The organism is Flavobacterium sp. P21 (assembly GCF_050632225.1).
Lineage (GTDB): Bacteria > Bacteroidota > Bacteroidia > Flavobacteriales > Flavobacteriaceae > Flavobacterium.
Genome location: NZ_CP192585.1, coordinates 4,846,512 through 4,866,666 on the forward strand (window position 1 = coordinate 4,846,512; position 20,155 = coordinate 4,866,666).

At 34.3% G+C, this 20,155-nt stretch carries 15 protein-coding genes and 2 pseudogenes; 8 read left to right on the forward strand and 9 right to left on the reverse strand.

The window, feature by feature from the left end; all coding sequences use genetic code 11:
• Positions 1-11: 11 nt before the first annotated feature.
• Together ACQ9BO_RS24410 and ACQ9BO_RS24415 are read left to right on the forward strand one after the other, a co-directional pair.
• Positions 12-1,865, forward strand: coding sequence for a TonB-dependent receptor plug domain-containing protein (locus ACQ9BO_RS24410; RefSeq protein WP_431242835.1), 1,854 nt, complete (start codon positions 12-14; stop codon positions 1,863-1,865).
• Between the two features lie 5 nt (positions 1,866-1,870).
• On the forward strand, positions 1,871-2,917 hold the full coding sequence (locus ACQ9BO_RS24415) for a YncE family protein (RefSeq protein ID WP_431242836.1): 1,047 nt from the start codon (positions 1,871-1,873) through the stop codon (positions 2,915-2,917).
• 70 nt (positions 2,918-2,987) lie between these two features.
• On the opposite strand, the gene ACQ9BO_RS24420 is transcribed toward ACQ9BO_RS24415, so the two are convergent.
• Positions 2,988-4,460: a S41 family peptidase gene (locus tag ACQ9BO_RS24420; protein ID WP_431242837.1), complete on the reverse strand. Its 1,473-nt coding sequence runs from the start codon at positions 4,458-4,460 to the stop codon at positions 2,988-2,990.
• 162 nt (positions 4,461-4,622) lie between these two features.
• Here ACQ9BO_RS24420 and ACQ9BO_RS24425 point away from each other — a divergent pair.
• The 4 genes and pseudogenes from ACQ9BO_RS24425 to ACQ9BO_RS24440 all read left to right on the forward strand — a co-directional run bounded on the left by ACQ9BO_RS24425 (position 4,623) and on the right by ACQ9BO_RS24440 (position 6,657).
• A pseudogene (locus ACQ9BO_RS24425) lies at positions 4,623-5,131 on the forward strand (RNA polymerase sigma factor).
• Positions 5,118-5,576 carry a hypothetical protein gene (locus ACQ9BO_RS24430; RefSeq protein WP_431242838.1) on the forward strand — a complete coding sequence of 153 codons (459 nt, stop codon included), beginning with the start codon at positions 5,118-5,120 and terminating at the stop codon, positions 5,574-5,576. The pseudogene ACQ9BO_RS24425 and the gene ACQ9BO_RS24430 overlap by 14 nt, the downstream one beginning before the upstream one ends.
• Before the next feature lie 16 nt (positions 5,577-5,592).
• Entirely contained in the window at positions 5,593-6,174 is a 582-nt protein-coding gene (locus ACQ9BO_RS24435; RefSeq protein WP_431242839.1) for a DUF4252 domain-containing protein, read from the forward strand.
• 87 nt (positions 6,175-6,261) lie between these two features.
• Positions 6,262-6,657, forward strand: a complete 396-nt coding sequence (locus tag ACQ9BO_RS24440; RefSeq protein WP_431242840.1) for a DUF4252 domain-containing protein — start codon at positions 6,262-6,264, stop codon at positions 6,655-6,657.
• 272 nt (positions 6,658-6,929) lie between these two features.
• Here the strand turns inward: ACQ9BO_RS24440 and carB are convergent, their stop codons facing one another.
• Positions 6,930-9,785 (reverse strand): carbamoyl-phosphate synthase large subunit, encoded by a 2,856-nt coding sequence (gene carB / locus ACQ9BO_RS24445; RefSeq protein WP_431242841.1) that lies wholly within the window; start codon positions 9,783-9,785, stop codon positions 6,930-6,932.
• A gap of 145 nt (positions 9,786-9,930) precedes the next feature.
• Positions 9,931-10,092 (reverse strand): 50S ribosomal protein L34, encoded by a 162-nt coding sequence (rpmH, locus tag ACQ9BO_RS24450; protein ID WP_008464848.1) that lies wholly within the window; start codon positions 10,090-10,092, stop codon positions 9,931-9,933.
• 168 nt (positions 10,093-10,260) lie between these two features.
• Here rpmH and ACQ9BO_RS24455 point away from each other — a divergent pair, with 168 nt between their 5' ends.
• Positions 10,261-10,776, forward strand: a complete 516-nt coding sequence (locus ACQ9BO_RS24455; RefSeq protein WP_431242842.1) for a DUF2892 domain-containing protein — start codon at positions 10,261-10,263, stop codon at positions 10,774-10,776.
• A gap of 302 nt (positions 10,777-11,078) precedes the next feature.
• On the opposite strand, the gene ACQ9BO_RS24460 is transcribed toward ACQ9BO_RS24455, so the two are convergent.
• The 5 genes from ACQ9BO_RS24460 to ACQ9BO_RS24480 form a co-directional block, all read right to left on the reverse strand.
• Positions 11,079-11,537, reverse strand: coding sequence for a hypothetical protein (locus ACQ9BO_RS24460; protein WP_431242843.1), 459 nt, complete (start codon positions 11,535-11,537; stop codon positions 11,079-11,081).
• Positions 11,497-12,318 (reverse strand): hypothetical protein, encoded by an 822-nt coding sequence (locus ACQ9BO_RS24465; protein ID WP_431242844.1) that lies wholly within the window; start codon positions 12,316-12,318, stop codon positions 11,497-11,499. Before ACQ9BO_RS24465 ends, ACQ9BO_RS24460 begins: the two co-directional genes overlap by 41 nt.
• A gap of 757 nt (positions 12,319-13,075) precedes the next feature.
• Positions 13,076-15,868 carry a hypothetical protein gene (locus ACQ9BO_RS24470; protein ID WP_431242845.1) on the reverse strand — a complete coding sequence of 931 codons (2,793 nt, stop codon included), beginning with the start codon at positions 15,866-15,868 and terminating at the stop codon, positions 13,076-13,078.
• Between the two features lie 171 nt (positions 15,869-16,039).
• Positions 16,040-16,615, reverse strand: coding sequence for a hypothetical protein (locus ACQ9BO_RS24475; protein WP_431242846.1), 576 nt, complete (start codon positions 16,613-16,615; stop codon positions 16,040-16,042).
• Between the two features lie 849 nt (positions 16,616-17,464).
• Positions 17,465-18,124, reverse strand: coding sequence for an alpha/beta hydrolase (locus ACQ9BO_RS24480; RefSeq protein WP_431242847.1), 660 nt, complete (start codon positions 18,122-18,124; stop codon positions 17,465-17,467).
• 280 nt (positions 18,125-18,404) lie between these two features.
• On the opposite strand from ACQ9BO_RS24480, the pseudogene ACQ9BO_RS24485 reads away from it, so the two are divergent.
• Positions 18,405-18,709, forward strand: a pseudogene (locus ACQ9BO_RS24485) (N-acetyltransferase).
• Here the strand turns inward: ACQ9BO_RS24485 and ACQ9BO_RS24490 are convergent.
• Positions 18,706-20,136 carry an anion permease gene (locus ACQ9BO_RS24490; protein WP_431242848.1) on the reverse strand — a complete coding sequence of 477 codons (1,431 nt, stop codon included), beginning with the start codon at positions 20,134-20,136 and terminating at the stop codon, positions 18,706-18,708. The pseudogene ACQ9BO_RS24485 and the gene ACQ9BO_RS24490 sit on opposite strands and share 4 nt — an antisense overlap.
• Between the last annotated feature and the right edge of the window lie 19 nt (positions 20,137-20,155).

Genomic DNA, 20,155 nt, shown 5'->3' on the forward strand with positions numbered 1-20,155 from the left:
GTGTAGAAATTATGACTTTAAAAAAATATTTCGCTTTTAGTTTATTGTTGTTGTGCCAATTGATTTGGGCGCAGAAAGATTCTATTACTAGTTTAAAAGAAGTTTTAGTTTCTGATTCCAATCTTAAAAAATATTCTACATCACAATCAGTTTTAAAACTCAATGATTCTGTTATCAATAAAAATGAGGCTTTGTTAACTGATTTATTAAACTTCAATTCTACAATTTATTTTAAAGAATACGGTCGCGGAATGCTTTCGACAGTAGCTTTTAGAGGAACAACTTCTTCTCAAACCGCGGTTATCTGGAATGGAATTAATATCAATTCGCAAATGAATGGAAGCACTGATTTCAACACCATTTCTGGAGCAGATTACAATTCAATCAGTGTAAAAGCTGGTGGAGGAAGTGTTATTTACGGAAGTGGAGCTGTGGGCGGAACTGTCCATTTAAACAACGATTTGGCATTTTATAATCGTTTTGAGAATAATTTAAAACTTGATTACGGAAGTTTTAATACCATTGGGATTAATTATAAAACTAATATTTCCAATCAAAAGTGGAGCGCCCAAATTGGTTTTTCAAAAAACAGTTCGACAAACGACTATAAATATTTGAACCGATATACTTGGAAAGGTGAACAGCGTTGGAATCAAAACGGGCAATATGACGTCATCACAATGAGTGCAAATTTGGGCTATAAATTTGATGCAAAAAACAGTTTAAAATTATACACGCAAACTTCCAATACGGACCGAAATACTTCTTTAATAACTGAATCTGAAACTCCAAGCAAATATGTAAACGGTTTCAATAGAAATTTACTTGAATATGACGGAGATTTTGGCAAGCTTAAAGCCAATTTCAAAACGGCATACATTTTTGAAAATTACCAATATTACCCTAACAATTCTCTTAATCAATACACTTTTGGAAAAACAGAAAGTTTGATTACGAAAGCTGATTTAGGATACACACTTTTCAAATCAACACAATTAAACGGGATTTTAGATTACAATCGAACAAAAGGATTCGGAAGCGGTTTTGGGGATAATACGCGAGAAATAAGCTCTGTCGCATTATTAGTAAAACAAGATTTTTCTAAAGACTGGAAGACTGAATTTGGCATTCGAAAAGAATTCACAGATAATTACAAATCACCAGTTTTATTCAATTTAGGTTCTTCTTATCAATTTGGAAAACTGTATAATTTGAAAGTGAATTTATCTAGAAACTTCAGAATTCCAACTTTCAATGATTTGTATTGGGAAGAAGGCGGAAATCCTGATTTAAAACCAGAAAGTTCGTATCAAGCGGAAATTGGAAATGTGTTTACTTTCAAAAATATTTCGCTTACGCAAACACTTTACTACATCAAAATTACCGATTTATTGCGATGGGTCCCAGGAAGCGGGGGCATCTGGAGACCCGAAAACACAGATAAAGTCAACAGTTATGGTGCCGAAACTTTACTGAGCTGGAAAAAACAGTATGGCAAAAATTATTTTGGAGCCAATGCTACTTATGCATACACGGTTTCAGAAAACACAGAAACTGACAAACAGTTGTTTTTTGTTCCTTTTAATAAAGTAACTGCTTCTGTTTCGTATTCAAGAAGCCGAATTTCAGCTTATTATCAATTTTTGTATAATGGTTTTGTGTATACGCAGGCAGATAATGATCCAAATGAAATTGTTGATGCTTATATGGTTTCAAATATAGGAATCGATTATGATTTTAAACTTCTGCACTCCTTCAAACTCGGATTTCAAGTATTGAATATTTGGAACGAAAATTATGAAAGTCTTGAAAACAGGCCAATGCCTGGAAGAAATTTTAATATGTACTTAAACCTTAAATTTTAAATATAATGAAATTAACTAGATTATTTTTATTAGCAATCAGCGTCTCGCTTTTTGTTTCTTGTTCTAACGATGATGACAATGATCCGAAAGGAGTTTATGATAATGGTTTTTTCATCTTAAACGAAGGAAATTCTGGTGGTGGATCTGTTTCTTTTGCGAGTGATGATTTATCAAACTTTACTGCTGACGTTTACAAAACTGCAAATGCTGGAGATTTTGCGGGAGTATATCTTCAAAACATCTTTTTTGACGGAGATAAAGCGTATATCATTGCTGGCGGCTCTAATGTAATTGATGTTGTAAACAGATACACATTTAAATTAATTGCAAAAGTTGATAGCGGATTAGCAAACCCAAGATATGGTGTTGTAAAAGACGGAAAAGCCTATGTAACTAACGCAAATACTTATTCGTACAGCAATCCAGCAACTGGTGATACTGACGATTACATCGCTGTAATTGATTTGGCTACAAACAAAGTAGAGTCTAAAATTGAATTGAATGCTACTGCAAACCGAATTTTATTAGAAAATGGCAAATTATATATTACAGAACCTTATTCAAGCGATAAATTATTAGTTGTAAATCCAGCGACAAAAGCATTGGAGACACCTGTAACTATTGGATACAATGCTGACACTATGGAAGTAAAAGACGGCATACTTTACATTCTAAGAGGCCTTTCAGGAACTAATAGCGAAATTATCAAAGTAAAACTTTCTGATAAAACAGCTTCAAAAATTACAATTCCACAAGCGCAAGGACGTGCAGGATATTTGGACATTTACAATGATAAAATTTACTACACTGCAGGCAAAGCTGTATACGCTATTAACACTACAGCTACTGATGCTACAACCGCTCCAATCTTTACAGCAACGCTTTCTACTGGTGGCTCTATTTATGGATTTGCGGTAAACAATGACAAAATTTTCATTGCCGATGCAGGAGATTACGCTTCAAATAGCAAAGCTTACATTTACAATTTAAGTGGTGTATCACAAAAAGAATTAACGGTAGGAGTTGGACCAAATGGTTTTTACTTCAACTAATATACCTTTATTTTTAAATTAGTTTTTGGATTTTTTTGAAAAAAAGGCTTTCATTTCTGAAAGCCTTTTTTTATTTTAATGATCTCGAAAATCCTTTTGGAGCATTCTCTAAATACATTTCGTCTCGTAATCCGTTGATTTTTTTCGAATCGTTTAAATAAGGCAAAATAAAAGATTTGTCGGTTTGAATCTTTTTAGCTGTAGCTCCAGTAATTTTAGAAATTGCTAAATTCAATAATGGCTCAGAAGGATCTCCTAGAACACCATAATTGTTGATATATTCTAACTGAACATACGTAGGGGTCAATCCAGATGTATAATCTCCAAAATCTTGTGCATTCGTAATTTTGAAAACCAATGGTTGCATAGCATATTTATGGTTTGGATTTACTTTCTCTTTTGTGAAAGTTGGCGAATCATAAACCGTAAAAGAACCCACATTTTTACCTATTGTGGTTTCCCCAATTTGAACAACATTGATATATGGTTTTAATCCGTTTATAACCAATTCACTTGCCGAAGCAGTATTTGAAGTCGTCAAAATATAAACTTTTGATAAGTTCAAACTATTTAAAGCGGTTCCGTCAATACTATTCACAAATCTCTGATTTAAAGTCTCCAAATCATCTGTCGTCATTGAAGCCATCAATTTAAGATTATATTGCTGTTTAGAAAACACTTTTCCATCAAACTGCCCAGTAATCATACTAGCCAAACGAGTTGAAGAACGCACAGATCCTCCACCATTGTATCTTAAATCTAAAACCAAATCTGTAACACCTTGTGCTTTTAATTCCCCAAAAGCTTGATTCAGTCTAGCATCGTAATCAGAATAAAATCCGTTATACATCAAATAACCAATTTTATGGCCTCCAGATGCAATTACTTTATTGATCAAAATAGGATTTTCTTCTAAAACTGTTTTAGTCAAAGTAACCGATTTACCATTCAAAACAAATGCTGATCCGTTATAATCAGCCAAATCCAAAGTGTAGGTATCTGGAGCAATCAACAAAGATTGATAATTTGAAACTGTAAGTTTTGTACCATTAACAGAAGTAAACAAATCCCCTCTTTTTATAGCTTTACCTGAAGCATCCGAATTTGGGATAATGTAACGCACATAACCTACCACATCATTAGATCCAGATGATACTCGGGTCAATTTAAAATCGACACCATTATTTTTTGTGATTCCGTTGAGTTCTTGCTCTAAAACAGTATAATCGTCCACAATCCAGCTAAAACGGTCAATTGCCGTTGCAGGATATTTACTAATTGGTTTATTTAATAAATCTTGAAATAATTCTTCCGGATCAGAATATCCAGATAAATAAGAGTTTAATTCAGCTTTGGTGCTGAATCTATCATCTGCTAAATTTGGCACGTCAGCTTGCCACAAATAAACTTCATTTAATCCGTGCCAGATAAAATCATTTACTTGCAAAGTTGCTGGAGCTTCGACATCATCTTGATCTTCACAAGATTGCAAAGCAAAAGCTAGCAAAAAAATTAGTAATAAACTTTTTAATATTGTTTTCATAAATAAATGCTCTTGGTAATCTATTAACGTAAAAATACTACCTTTAGTTTTAACTCTATTAAGTTTATTTCATTTTTTCTGTAATTTTTTTCAAAGTGGCTGTAACAAAAATAATAGTGCCTCGTCTTGACTATATAAGCTAACGAATAACCAACCAATTTTATGAATCAGAATGTGTTTATAGAATTAATTAATCCTTTTAAAGACAAAGTTTTTCGTCTGGCAAAAAGATTGCTCATCAGCACCGAAGAAGCTGAAGATGCTACTCAGGAAGTGATGGTAAAATTATGGAACAAGAAAGAAAGTTTAGATTCCTACAATAATATCGAAGCAGTTGCCATGACCATGACAAAAAATTATTGTCTGGATCAATTAAAATCTAAAAGAACCGGAAACCTTAAAATTGTACACAACAATTTTACAGACCGTGAGCCTCAATTAGACAAAAAACTGGAAGATTCTGATAGCTTAGAATGGGTTGAGAAAATTATAAATGAGCCGCCAGAACAGCTTCAAATATTAATTCAGCTTCGCGATGTTGAGCAATATGAATTTGATGAAATTGCAAAAATTGTCAACATGAATGAAACCGCTATTAGAGTAGCACTTTCTAGAGCGAGAAAAAAATTAGAGAATCAATGGTTAACACACACAGTTATGGAATTAGATAGAATAGAAAATATATTAGAAAAATACTTTCAGGGAGAAACCACTATTGCTGAAGAAAAGGAACTAAAAGAATACTTCTCATCTCCAAATGTTGCGCGACATTTAGAGCAATATCAGCCAATGTTTGGTTATTTCTCTCAGGTAAAACAACAAAAATCAACGCAAAAGATTCCACTACAAACTAAGAAACGAAATGTGGCGTGGTTATCAATTGCGGCTTCAGCTGTTGTTTTACTAGGAATTGGGACTTATTTCTTTGTAAGCGAAAAAACTGCGGCTCCAGCTGTAGCGCAGTCAGAATTAGGAACCTATGACAATCCTGAAGAAGCGCTGAAAGCAACACAAAAGGCCTTGGCACTTTTATCAAACAATGTTAATGTAGGTATTGAAAGTGTGCAATACATTAACGAATATGAACAATCAAAAAACAAAATTTTTAAACAGTAATTAAATTCAATCAAAAATGAAAAATTTAATCATAACACTAGTTTTCGCCTTTTTCACTCATTCTTTCTATGCACAAGGCGCTTTTGACAAATTTGACGGTCAAGATGACGTAACATCGGTAATTGTAAACAAAAAAATGTTCGATTTAATGAGCAAAGTAAAAGTTGATGCTTCTGACAAAGAAACACAACAATACATCAATCTGATCAAAAAATTAGATTACTTAAAAGTGTTTACGACTAAGAATCCTAAAATAGAAGCTGATATGAAAGCTTCTGCTGACAAATACATTAAAACTGCTGGTCTTGAAGAATTAATGCGAGTAAACGACAGTGGAAAAAATGTTCGAATAATGGTAAAATCAGGCGCTAGCGACTCTCAAATAAAAGAATTGCTGATGTTTGTTGATGGTGCAAAAACAGATGAAACAGTTTTATTATCCTTGACTGGTAATTTTGATTTAAATGAAATTTCAGTATTGACAGACAAGATGCAACTTCCTGGCGGAAGCGACTTAAAAAAGCCTCTAAAGGCAAAAAATAATCATGAAAGTTCGTGTTTTTACCTCAGCCCTTTTAGTATTACTGACTTTAGTTAGTTGTAATTCTGAACCATCATTGCAAAAATATTTTGTTGAACATAACGAAAAAAGGATTTTATCGCAATTGATGTTTCTTCTAATATTTTGAATTTAGACAAAACAAATTTAACTGCGGAACAAAATGAAGCTATCAAATCATTTGACAAAATGAATATTTTAGCTTTTAAAGCGACAGATAAAAATCAAGCCGAATTTGAAACAGAACGCACAAAAGTAAATGCCATTTTAAAAGACCCAAAATATCAGCAATTGATGAAAGTGGGTTCTGGCAAAGACGGCGCTTCAATAAGTTATGTTGGTACAGATGAAAATATCGAAGAGTTTGTAGTTTTTGCCAACAGAAAAGAAAATGGCTTTGCTGTAATACGCGTTTTAGGAAAAAACATGAATCCGAATAACATTATGACATTGATGTCGGTAATACAAAAATCGAATATCAATATGGAACAACTGAAGCCTTTGCAACAGTTGATAAAATAAAATCATCAATCTTACTTTAATCAGAAAAAGCTCCAAATAATTTTGGAGCTTTTTTTATCCATAAAAACACACAAAGCATATTGTAGAGACGCACGGCAGTGCGTCTTATACGCAAAATATATCAACAAAACACAAAATCAATTGCGATGAATACTGGACGTAGACGCACTGCAGTGCGTCTCTACGGAAAATCGGAATGTATTATTGTGACTGAATATAAAAGAAAAGCTCCAATTTTCATTGGAGCTTTTCTTTTATAACAGAATCTGAGATTATTTACTCAAATACATTTTTCTTCTAGAGTACAATTCGTAGAATTGATCGTCTTTTAAGTCATCAATAAACAAGATGCTTTCTCCTGTTGATTTCATTTCTGGCCCTAACGCTTTGTTTACGTTCGGGAACTTGCTGAAAGAGAAAACTGGTTGTTTGATTGCAAAACCGTTTAATTGTGGGTTGAAATCAAAGTCAGTTACTTTATTGTGGCCCAACATTACTTTTGTAGCGTAGTTTACATAAGGTTCTCCGTAAGCTTTTGCAATGAACGGAACCGTTCTTGAAGCTCTTGGATTTGCCTCGATGATGTAAACTGTATCATCTTTAATCGCAAACTGAATGTTGATTAAACCTACTGTTTTTAAAGCTCTAGCAATTTTATGCGTATGGTCTTTAATTTGTCGCATTACAAATTCTCCTAAGTTAAAAGGAGGCAATGTTGCGTTACTATCTCCCGAGTGAACTCCACAAGGCTCGATGTGTTCCATAATTCCGATGATGTAAACATTTCCATCAGCATCACAGATTGCATCAGCTTCAGCTTCAATCGCTCCAGCTAAATAGTGATCTAGTAATAATTTGTTTCCAGGAATTGCTTTCAACAAATCGATTACGTGCTCTTCAAGCTCTTTTTTGTTGATTACAATTTTCATTCCCTGACCTCCTAATACATAAGAAGGACGAATTAAAAGTGGGAAATCTAAAGTATTAGCTAATTTTGAAGCTTCGTCAGCAGTTTCAGCGATTCCAAATCTTGGGAAAGGAATGTTTAATTCAGTCAATAAGTCTGAGAATCTTCCTCTATCTTCTGCTAAGTCAAGTGCGTCAAAACTAGTTCCGATGATTTTCACACCGTATTTAGATAATTTATCCGCTAATTTAAGCGCAGTCTGACCTCCAAGCTGAACGATTACACCTTCTGGTTTCTCGTGTTGAATGATGTCATAAATATGCTCCCAGAAAACTGGCTCAAAGTATAATTTATCAGCAGTGTCAAAGTCAGTAGAAACCGTTTCAGGATTACAGTTAATCATGATCGTTTCGTAACCACATTCTTTAGTCGCCAAAACTCCGTGTACACAAGAGTAATCAAACTCAATTCCTTGTCCAATTCTATTTGGCCCAGAACCTAAAACAATTACTTTCTTTCTATCTGTTACAATACTTTCGTTATCTACAAAACGTTCTCCGTTTGCTTTTTCGATTTCAGCTTCAAATGTTGAGTAGTAGTATGGTGTTTTTGCTTTAAACTCAGTCGCACAAGTATCAACCAGTTTAAACACACGGTTGATATTCATATTTGTACGTAAAGTATGCACTTCGCTTTCCAAACAACTCATCATGTGAGCTAATTGTCTATCTGCAAAACCTTTTTGTTTCGCCTCAAGCAATAATTCTTTTGGAAGATCAGCAACTTTGTAGTTCGAAATTTCTTTTTCTAAAATATAAAGCTCTTCATATTGTCTCAAGAACCACATATCGATTCTTGTAATTTCATGAATTGTACTCAACGGAATTCCCATTGCAATTGCATCATAAATTACAAAAACACGATCCCAGCTTGCATAAGTTAGTTTCTCGATAATTTGTTCGTAATTCTTGTATCCTTTTCCGTCAGCACCTAAACCATTTCTCTTGATCTCTAAAGATTGAGTTGCTTTGTGAAGCGCTTCTTGGAAAGAACGTCCGATTCCCATAACCTCACCTACAGATTTCATCTGAAGACCCAAAGTTCTGTCTGAACCTTCAAATTTATCGAAGTTCCAACGTGGTATTTTTACGATTACGTAATCTAAAGTCGGTTCGAAAAGAGCCGAAGTAGATTTTGTAATTTGGTTTTGCAACTCATCTAGGTTGTATCCTAAAGCCAGTTTAGAAGCGATTTTTGCAATTGGATATCCAGTCGCTTTTGATGCTAAAGCAGAAGAGCGAGATACACGAGGATTGATCTCGATTGCTACGATATCTTCTTTTTCATCTGGCGAAACTGCGAATTGTACGTTACATCCTCCAGCAAAATTTCCGATGCTTCTCATCATTAAGATGGCGTAGTCACGTAATTTTTGGAAAGTTGTATCAGATAATGTCATCGCTGGCGCTACTGTAATCGAATCTCCAGTATGGATTCCCATTGGATCCATGTTTTCGATCGAACAGATAATTACCACGTTGTCATTTTTATCTCTTAAAAGCTCTAACTCGTACTCTTTCCATCCCATCAAAGCTTTATCAATTAAAACTTCATGAATTGGAGAAGCTTCAAGTCCGCGAGTTAAAAGCTCATCAAAATCTTCTTTTTTATAAACCACAGTCGCACCAGTTCCTCCAAGAGTAAACGAAGGACGAATTACAAGTGGAAAACCAAATTCCTGAGCAATTTCTTTTCCTTCTAAGTAAGAAGTAGCTGTTTTTGCAGGTGCAGTTGGTACATTAATTTTTTCTAAAAGCTGTTTAAACTGCTCTCTGTCCTCAGTAATATTAATTGCATTTACATCAACACCGATTAATCTTACTCCGAAATCCTGCCAGATTCCTTTTTCCTCAGCTTCCAAACACAAGTTCAAAGCAGTTTGCCCTCCCATTGTAGGCAAAACAGCATCAATTTGCGGATGTTCCTTAAGAATTTCAATAATCGATTTTGTAGTTAAAGGTTTCAAATAAATATGATCGGCCATAGATGGGTCGGTCATAATCGTTGCTGGGTTCGAGTTAATCAAGATAACTTCAATTCCTTCTTCACGAATCGAACGCGCAGATTGAGATCCTGCATAATCGAATTCGCAAGCTTGACCAATAACAATAGGTCCTGAACCTATTATTAAAACTGATTTTATTGATGTGTCTTTAGGCATTTTGTATGTATTGTGTAGTTATATAAGTGCTTTAAAAAACCTTCATAGTGTATTCTAAACTAGAAAGTTACAAATTTATTACCGAAAAGGTATAAAAAAAGGCGATACTAAAAAAGTAATCGCCTTATGTATGTTTATACAAACATTATTTTTTGTGTCTAGGCTCGCTAGAAACAGTTAATTTATGTCTTCCTTTTGCTCTTCTACGCGCTAGAACTTTTCTTCCATTCGCAGAAGCCATTCTGTCCATAAATCCGTGCTTATTTCTTCTTTTTCTTTTCGATGGTTGAAATGTTCTTTTGCTCATTGCTTTGTATCTTTAAAAATGGTATCTATTAACTCGTTTATTTGGTTTTGGATATCGTTGTTCAAAAACCGAGTGCAAATATACAAAGACTTTTTTTCTGGCAAGTACTTTTATAAAAATATTTTTAATTCCTTTTACTATATTTGCAATCACAAATTTACATTAATTATGTTTCACAAAAATATTAAACTTATTTTGGCCGCACTTCTAGTGGTGGCGGGCATTTGGCAATTTACAGAAAGTAATATCGGAAATGGTATATTCTTGATTTTACTGACTGCAATTCCAATTTTTCTTTATTTCAAAAATGAATTCATCCTTTTAGCCTTCCTTAAATTAAGAAAACAAGACTTTGCTGGAGCTCAAAAATGGCTTGCATACATCAAAAATCCTGAAGCGACTTTAGTAAGAAAACAACAAGGATACTTCAATTACCTTCACGGAATCATGTTATCTCAAACTAATATCAATCAAGCTGAGAAACATTTCAAAAAAGCAATCGAGCTTGGATTATCAATGGATATGGATTTGGCTGTAGCCAAATTAAACCTTGCAGGAGTTGCAATGTCACGACGTAGAAAACTTGAAGCGACTAATTTATTAAACGAAGCTAAGAAATTAGACAAGCAAGGAATGCTGAAAGAGCAAATTTCTATGATGAAAGAGCAAATGAAGAAAATCTAAATTTTCTTTAAATTATAATATTGAAAATCCCAAATTCCAATGTGAGTTTGGGATTTTTTATTTTAAGCTGTTTATCTAACGTCATTGCAAGGAACAAAGCAATCTCACTTAGTGCTTATAATTTTAATAAAGTTTAAAAGTCGTGTGTTTGCTTCGTTACTCACAATGACAGATTTGAGCACAAAAAAAGCAGTTCTTTCGAACTGCTTTTTTTGTTTGTAATTCATAATTTAAAATTCATTAATTAAGAATTCCTGTATCGATTAATCTCGCATATCGACCTGTAATTATTCCTTTTTCGTTTATGATGAAAAAGTTGGCGTGCCTATTATTGCGTAATTCTGGAAATTTGGCCCTGAGAACCCTTTATAATCACACAATTGCTCTTTCCACGGAAATTCATGATTGTGACCGTCTCCGGCTTCTTTAGTCATGTCTGCGACCACGCTTATTACTTCATAACCTTTATCTTTTAGAATCTGATAATTTCCTAACAATTGGTGAATTTCATTTTCACAGTTGTTGCAACCCGATTCGAAAAATAATAAGATCGTTTTTTTATTAATTGTCTTTTTTGCAGAACCAATTTGAAGCGATGGAGCACTTGCACCAACAACAGGACCGTTGATCACATTTTGAAATTTCTTGCTAGGGTTTTCAATCTTTCCAGATTTTGTGGCGTATGCCGTAATCTCATCCACCAAATCATCTTTTCCAGCTCTAGTAAATTCTTTTATTATTTTTTCTGTAAAAGCGAGCATAAACTTCCTTGCTTTTTATTCTTGACATAATCTGTTTGGCGTCTGCAAGCAAGGCTACATCATCCTTTAAAACTTCTTTTTGCATGTTTACCCAGCCTTCGATAGTTTGGTTCCAGAAACCGCTGTTGTATAAAACCTGCATATCGAGTTTTTCTTTTACGAAAAGATTAAATTCTTTTGCTTTTTCTTCTTGCGTTTTGTCAAAACTGCTACCCATACCAATTAAAAATTGGTATATTTCTACAAAACGAGCGACGTACAATGTGCTTTTCGCTATTTCTTTTTTTAAACCTGTAAACTGTTGCCGCAGATTTTCTTTTTCTTTTTGAAAAGCAATATACAATGGCTCATCATTTTTATACAAATTAAAACCGTAGTCTGCAAAACCAACTTTGTCTAAAATTACTTTCTGCTCTTTAATTTTTTGATTTAAAAAATCATTTTCTGCAGAACCTGTATATTTTGTGTTCTCAAAATTGGGCTGTTCTTCCAGACAAGTTACAGAAAAGTTTTCTTTGTTAACTATAAAATCCATTCCTCCCCCATCTATAAGCACAAAATGAGAAATTCCCGCATAGCCTTTTTGCGTTTTAGGAATTACAAACACTGCTTTGCCTTGCTCATCTAGTTTACCATTGCTAATGGTGTCTTTTTTCTCACCTCGCTCTAAAACATACACATATTGTTTTCCTGCAAAACGCGAAAACTGTACACTTATAGTTTGTGCCTGTGCAACCGCAACAAAACCCAAAAGAGCAAACCCTGTTAGTAGTTTTTTCATGTTTTATTTTTTTTATATTCCAGATTTTATAAAATGACTTTTTCACATTTCAATCCTGTTTGGGATAGAAAATTGAAAATCGCAAAAGTCTTTTTAGTTAATTTCTGAGCTTTAGTTAATCTTGGAACGTAACAATATTTCCTATCAAACTTAGCTCTGCAATTGTTTTTTTATATTCTTTTTTAATTTTATAATGAACTAAAAAATAAAAAGAAGCTATGCTTTTATCTCATGTAAATGATTATGAGCGAAAAGCATAGCTTTCTAGTTTCTGTTTTGGCAATTTAGCCTGCTTTATTGAGAAAATACTTAGTCTCAATAAAGGCAGGCTATATTATTTTTCAGCTATGTTTATGGTTTATAACTAGAAATACAACGTATATTCGCACCTAAATTTGGGTCTGCAGGGTTTGCAGTTGATAATGAATTTAGAGAACTACTAACCGCGGCCCCAGCCTTATTGGTCTGAATATAAGTAGAAGACCAATACACATAGACAAGACCAGAGCTTAGACCACTACCGTCCCAACTGTAAAGTCCTGTAGTTGGCAAAAATAAAGCTGGTCCAATTTTCAGACCACCTTGTCCTAAGGTTGAAGCATCGCCTATTGTGCCTGTAGAAGTGAGGGTACCGTTGTTCGATATTACTCCGGACCATTCTGATCTCGTTGGTACACGATAACCTTGAGGACAAGGATCATTGTCAGTTTTATTACCATAATCATCTACCCAAGCGGTACTACTTCTAGCGGCACGATTAGTCACAAATCCAGGGTTTTTCACCCCCATTGATAATAATTTCCAACCAAACCAGGTGACGGCGAAAAAGGGGTGTAGCTGTATTTGCACCTAAATTATGGCACATAAATTCTCTCCAATCCAAAGGTCCCACAAATGCTCCACAACATACACAATCTTTTATTTGTGCTGTTAGTTTTACTGTTTTGTCTGTACCTGTTCCATTAGCATTATCATTATAAATTACATATATATCTACAGTGAATGCATTCCCTTTTGCCTTACCCGCACCTTGAGAACCGGTGCTTAATGACGTACTGTAAACTAACGTTGCTGTCACAGGTGTAGATATGTTAAGGGTTTGTGACTTATCAACAACAGGATTAAACGAAGTCACAATTCCTTTAATTGATTCTACGTATGCAAAACGAACTTTACTTACAGTTCCCGAAGGTGTGAATGTATACGTTTGTGTATTAATACCAGGTTTGTTAAAATCTGCCTTATTTGTCGCGCGAGATGAAAGCGAACCACAAGTGGCCCCTCCTTCTGTTTCTGCAATATCAAAACAAGTTCTACCAATTAAAGAACCTGTTCCTGAAGGTATACCAGCCGGGCTTACTGTGCTGTTAATTGTAAATATAGGCGATGCCCCACTTGGGTTACTGCCACAATTGTTAGTTACAACACAATACAAATAATAGGTACCTGCTGTTTGAGGAGGAGTATAACTATAACTTGGTGAATTAGAAAAACCTATTGGTGTAGCTCCAGATGTACTAGCGCTTGTATTGCTATACCATTGATATGTTTGTGAAACTCCGTTTGAAACAGATACTGACACACTTGCAGAAGACCCAACTGTAATATTTTGAGTAGTCAAAGACTGAGCCTCAACAATAGGTATTGGACATACACTATTCATTACAATTTCTCCAGTTAATTCAGCTGAATTGCCACAGTTATTTTTGGCAATAACTTTAACATTTAAATTAGCTCCATCAGTTCCTGAAGGTGGTAATGCGATTGCAATACTTGCACCAGAACCAATAATTGATCCTTTGTCTACAGTCCATGTGTAAGAACTTGCTGGTCCAAAATTGATGTTAGTTTGTACAGTTACCGTTGTACCATAATTAGCAGAAGTTGGTTTATATCCCCATGTAAGTACAGGCTTGCTAGATACAGTTGCTGGTATTGTAAATGCCACAGCCAATGGACTTGTACAACCTGTATCGTTTGTAACGCTACCGCTGTATACTGCCCCTGGTGTAGAAACTGTAATTTCTTGACTAGTTTGGCTCATTTTTACGCCATCCTGATACCAAATATAAGTATAGTTACCTGCTACTGCTGGCTCTAATTTTAATGTGGCATTGCCATCGCAAATTGTTCCATTTGTTGTACTTGTTATAGTAGGCTGTGTTGGAGCGTTGCCAGTAGTAATATTTTTATCTAATGCGCTTGCTTCAGCCGGGCAGGATGTGCCGGTATTATCTGTAGCTACTAAACGCAACGACAGTTTAGTTTGATAAGTAGGTACTATAAACGGATTGGTATAAATAACATCTGTTCCATTGTACCAAGTATAAGTAACATTATTGATTTTATTGGCAATACTTAAATCTAAACTAGCACCTCCACAAAATGAACTATAGCTGTTTAACTGTTTTCCATTTACCAGTACATCTGATGCTGGAAGGCTTACCTGTCCTGTAGCTTGGCTTTTAGTTATCATAACACTATTAGAAGGTCTAGAATAACAGCTTCCACTTTTTGTTACTGCAAACCATTCTCCAACACTACTAGCACCACTTATAGCTATAGGGCTACCTGATCTTTCTTCTACTCCATTATGAAACCAAACAATACCACTTGGATTGGCTCCGAATGCGGTAAGAGTAACCGAATTGGGACCGCAAATAATACCATTATTAGAGGCAACAGCTGAAAGGTTTACAGGTATAACTGTACCTGATTCTACAACATTGCGCTCATTTGATGATTGGGTATTACAACCAACGGCGCCCATAGAAATATTATATACTCCTTTTTGAGTAGCAACATAATAGGAAACTCCGCGAGCTACTTCAATACCGTTACGAGTCCAGATTAATTTATCTAGATTAGGTGTACTAGAAGGAACTGATAAATACACTGCACCACCTACACACAAATACAAGGTACTACTTGATGGTGTTATGTTTGGTGTAGCATAATACGCAGAACTACAATCTACCCCGTTTTGAGAAAATAAAAAGTCTTTGAATAAATTTGAACAATTACTTTTTACACGTACCAATACGGTACGCTGATTTACAGTTTCATTTGGTCTGAAAGCTATTTTAAATGTTCCATTTGTATTATCTACATTGGTTAGGTAAGCATACTCACTACCGGCAACAATACTAATATTAAACGGTCCACTTGGACAACCAGGATCAGTAACTGTAAATGTATTATTACATCCTGAAGCATCCGCAGGGACATTAATACAAGGCTCAGGACTAATTGTTATTTGCGACGTTCCTTCACATAAAGACACCCAGCGCACTTTATTCCAATATTCAACACACTTTGTGTCTATATTATAAATTGTAAGCCCTTCTCCTTGTACTTTGTTTTGTACTGCAAAAGCATTACGCCGCAAAGTTGTCATTTGTGGCAATCGAAGTCCGCCCTTATTAAGCAACTCCAAAACCGAAAAAGGTTCTGGAGCCTTTTTCCCGCCTACGGTCATCTGGGCCTGCGTGCTTATCGAAAATAATATGGCTATAATAACAAGCCATAAAGAGAATAGATTTCTTTTCATTATATTTTTTATTGAATTATTTTATTCAGTTTTATTCTAAAAATTTAAATTTTTAGAATAAAAACCTCCAGGCATAATTAAACACCTGATAAAATGATATTTTTTGTTTTTTTATTGAATTATAAAGAGGAAATTGCGTACCAGTCTGTACCGTTTGACTGCAGGGTAATTTTAAGCGTTCCTCCTGTTGCAGAATAAAATGGTGCTCGCTAATTCGTTTATTTTGAAATTGTCTGAATAAATTACGTCTTTATTAAATTTAACCGTAACCTCATTTCCAGAATCGTTTGTTATATCATCCTGATTGATGATTAGAATCCTGCCTTTATTTGCTAAAGCATCCGGAAGTGCAATAGTAATATCACCCGAAAGCTTAGAAGCTATTACAGTATAATCAGAAGGAACAATTGTATAATTATCATTGATAATTTTAACTCCTTTTGCACTGGAAAGAGCCTCCGCGGAAAAAGTTTTCAAAACACCATTTGCATCTACAACTACTATATTATCACTAGCGCCGCCATTCTGCAACCCTTTTATTGCAAGTGTATTTACATCTGTTGTCGTCAGTGTAGTAGGTTTGATCAAAGCCCCTCCCAATTCTATAAAACCTTCATTTGCAGTTAATCCGTTATCTGCATTAGGATGTATAGTTACTTTTTCGCCATTCATCGTGACGACAATCTTGGCTTGCGCCATTACAAATCCGCTCTGGATCAATAAAAGCATAATTACACTCTTTTTCATACTCATTGTTTTAGTTGTTATTTTTTAATGTTAAAAAAACCATAAAATTAACCCTCAAATAATCAGCCACTTGCCAGTAAAAGTTTTTGCTGTAATAATTTAAGACATAACACCCAACGACTTTTAGTTATTAAAAACTTATGTTTAAATAAACTTTAATAGTATGCTTTTCTTTTCTGTGTTCTATTTTAACATATTCTCTTTTAATATCATTTAAATTAACTCCATGAATTGAGTAATCGATATTCTAACTTGTATAATATTTTGACCCACATTTTATTTAAAAAACAAGGGATCTAAAATATTAGAGTATTAAGATTTATAGATTTTTGCTTTACTCTTGTCGATTATGGAGTTTATTTTAAAGTCGATAATAAAAACAGAAGATATTTTTCAACCAAAAAATTAAAAGCAATTTCCTCCAATTTAGAAACTGCACAACTAGAGAAAATTCTTGATGCCAACAAAAGAACTTTGCTTCATGCAATAGCAAAACGGTAGTGACATCCAAAATAAATATATATTGAAATTAATTGAAATTTATCTCAAATACAGCAGTAAATAGTGGCTTAAAATTGAGGTATAAATGACAGAAGATAAAATAGATGACAATTATCTACAAAAAATAAAAAAAGACAATGAAGATAAATTTGCAGAATCAAGAAAACAAACCATAAAAAGCCTGCAAAAGAAAGTTTTTATTTAGAAAAAGAAATTTAATTTTATGAAAATCAAGCAGAAAGCATTAAATAACGACTATAAAAATTGCTGTTTTAGCAAATCCAAGAATGCGTATAAAACTTTGACAATGATTATAAGAACCGGAATTTGAAATTTATAAGTTGATAATTAACTTTCTAAAATTATTGAAGGTAAATTTTCATTCAGCCATTTATATTTATTAAGGATCATAATATGAGTACCTCCTTTTACAACAATGCATTTATTGATGTATTTTATTGGAAAAACATCATCTTGATCACCGTGAATATGAATGACATTGTCATCAACTTCATTTCTATCCCATAAAATTACTGATTCTACGGCCCATTGCAGGTAATTAAGATCACGAACTGCTAAGAACTTCTCGTATAATTTAATACGTTTATTTACTTTTTCTCCAAAAGAATATTTTGCCAGATTTTCAATATTCAAAATCAGCTTCATTGGAATGAGTTTGTATGCTTTTGTAGTTTTCCCGATTTTCATTCTTCGTGGAAACTCAGCATTGCTTCTAACGCTAGAAATAATGATTACTTTTTGAGCCTTTATATGTTTCGAAATTTCTTGCACTAAAATCCCGCCAAATGAAACTCCTATCAAAATCGGATTATCATGTTTGATTTTTTGAGCAATACGAAGCGCATAATCAGACAAAGATTCTTTTTGCTTTGGAATTTCCCATTCAAGCAAATGAGTTTCAAAAACAGATTCATCTAATTTAATTCTTTCAAAAATGGCTGGACTAGCGACCAGGCCGGGCATAAAATAAACAGGAATTTTACTCATTTGTCCAAAAAGGGTAATTTAATTACAAATCTAAATTTCAAGATAAATTTACTTTTTTAAACAATATGCACTGCAAATCTTACACCATAATTATATATTAAAACAAATTAAATTACAAAATATGCAAAAAACCAAGTCTGCAAAAAATAATTTTATATTGAAAATCAAATGATTAACTTTGCAGTCCAAATCGTTCACGTTTAACATTCTTACTTAAGTCTTTAAACTGAGCACTGCCTAAATCGTTTTATATTTTAACCTACTAAAAAAATGACAAATTATGGAATCAACTGAAATTACTGCCCCAGTCAAAGACAATGCTTTTGCAAGACAATTTGAAACTATCGCGCCAGAAGGCATGCTTTCTGTCGAATATTCATTTCAGGAAAAGAAAATCTTTCTAACCAAAATCAACACACCAGAAGGCTTTGACAATCAAGTTGCAATTGACAAGATGCTGAAAAGCATCATGGAACTCAATACCGAAAAGAAATTCAGAGTTGTGCCTATCCACCCAAAAATTGTGACTTTTTTCAAAAAAATCCGAAATACAAAGAATTGCTTCCTCCTGGAATCAGGATTTAAAAATCACCAATTAATCGGAGCCACAAACCTCCAATTACCATATAGATAAAGAGCATAACTAATCCAGTTATCAGGCCTTTGACCCACCAGCTTTTTAGGTCGACATAACCGCTTCCGAAGAAAACTGGTGCTGGTCCATGTCCGTAATGCGTTAAAGTTCCATATAGCGAACCTACGAAACCAAGCATAAAAGCCAAAAGCAAGCCTGGAATTCCAAGTGAAACTCCTACTCCTAACAAAGCCGCATACATGGTCGCTACGTGTGCCGTTGCACTTGCAAAAAGATAATGGCTAAAAAAGTAAACCAATATAATTATAGGAAAAGCCATTTGCCAGCTTAGTCCGCCTATTTCAGCTTTGATCAAATCACTGAACCAAGCTATGAACCCGAGTTCATTTAGCGAGCTCGCCATCATTACTAAAACCGAAAACCAAACAATTGTATCCCACGCACCTTTTTCAGCTTTTACATCATCCCAAGTCAAAACTGAAGTCAAAAGCAAAATAACCAAACCGATAAATGCCGTTGTTGTTGCATCTATAGAAAACAAATCGCCAGTCATCCATAAAAACAATAAAATAAAGAATGTCAGCAACATCATCCATTCATTTCGGGTGATTGGCCCCATTTCTTTTAATTTCTGAGCCGCAATCTGAGGCGCATCTCCAGTTTTCTTCAATTCTGGCGGATATATTTTATACAACACAAACGGAATCACAAAAAAAGCGACAAGCCCCGGAACAATTCCCGCAATTGCCCAAGAAATCCAACTTATTTTTATTCCTAGATTAGCCGCAAACTTTTGACACATTGGATTACTTGCTGTACCTGTCAAAAACATTGACGAAGCAATCAAATTTGCATTATAACTACTCAATGTAAGGTAAGATCCTAATTTTCGATGTGTTTCTGGTTGATCCGGCATAGAGCCAAAACTCATTGACATTGATTTCATGATTGGATATACGATTCCTCCTCCTCTAGCAGTATTACTTGGAACCGCTGGAGCTAAAACTAAATCAGCAAATCCTAAACCATACGCAAGTCCGAGTGAGCTTTTTCCAAAAATTCGAATAAACAAAAAAGCAATTCGGTTTCCTAAACCTGTTTTAATAAATCCTCGTGCAATAAAAAATGATATTCCGATAAGCCAAATTACCTTATCTCCAAATCCTTTCAAAGCCAATGTTATTGATTTTCCAGCATCACCTGGAGCTAAAACCTGTGAAAAAGCTGTCAGCGCAATCGCAATCATACACATGGTTCCCATTGGCGCCGCTTTTAGAATAATTCCCAAAATTGTAGCAACAAAAATGGCAAACAAATGCCAAGCTTCAACAACAACACCATTTGGCGCAGGAATCAACCAAATTGCAATTCCTACAGCAAGTGTGATCAGGGTCTGGGGGATTTGTACTTCTTTCATAAAAACGAGATTTAAATTA

Coding starts and splice junctions, on each gene's coding strand:
- ACQ9BO_RS24410 (WP_431242835.1), top strand. CDS start 12: ATGACTTTAAAAAAATATTTCGCTTTTAGTTTATTGTTGTTGTGCCAA.
- ACQ9BO_RS24415 (WP_431242836.1), top strand. CDS start 1,871: ATGAAATTAACTAGATTATTTTTATTAGCAATCAGCGTCTCGCTTTTT.
- ACQ9BO_RS24420 (WP_431242837.1), bottom strand. CDS start 4,460: ATGAAAACAATATTAAAAAGTTTATTACTAATTTTTTTGCTAGCTTTT.
- ACQ9BO_RS24430 (WP_431242838.1), top strand. CDS start 5,118: ATGGAATTAGATAGAATAGAAAATATATTAGAAAAATACTTTCAGGGA.
- ACQ9BO_RS24435 (WP_431242839.1), top strand. CDS start 5,593: ATGAAAAATTTAATCATAACACTAGTTTTCGCCTTTTTCACTCATTCT.
- carB (WP_431242841.1), bottom strand. CDS start 9,785: ATGCCTAAAGACACATCAATAAAATCAGTTTTAATAATAGGTTCAGGA.
- rpmH (WP_008464848.1), bottom strand. CDS start 10,092: ATGAGCAAAAGAACATTTCAACCATCGAAAAGAAAAAGAAGAAATAAG.
- ACQ9BO_RS24455 (WP_431242842.1), top strand. CDS start 10,261: ATGTTTCACAAAAATATTAAACTTATTTTGGCCGCACTTCTAGTGGTG.
- ACQ9BO_RS24460 (WP_431242843.1), bottom strand. CDS start 11,537: ATGCTCGCTTTTACAGAAAAAATAATAAAAGAATTTACTAGAGCTGGA.
- ACQ9BO_RS24465 (WP_431242844.1), bottom strand. CDS start 12,318: ATGAAAAAACTACTAACAGGGTTTGCTCTTTTGGGTTTTGTTGCGGTT.
- ACQ9BO_RS24470 (WP_431242845.1), bottom strand. CDS start 15,868: ATGAAAAGAAATCTATTCTCTTTATGGCTTGTTATTATAGCCATATTA.
- ACQ9BO_RS24475 (WP_431242846.1), bottom strand. CDS start 16,615: ATGAAAAAGAGTGTAATTATGCTTTTATTGATCCAGAGCGGATTTGTA.
- ACQ9BO_RS24480 (WP_431242847.1), bottom strand. CDS start 18,124: ATGAGTAAAATTCCTGTTTATTTTATGCCCGGCCTGGTCGCTAGTCCA.
- ACQ9BO_RS24490 (WP_431242848.1), bottom strand. CDS start 20,136: ATGAAAGAAGTACAAATCCCCCAGACCCTGATCACACTTGCTGTAGGA.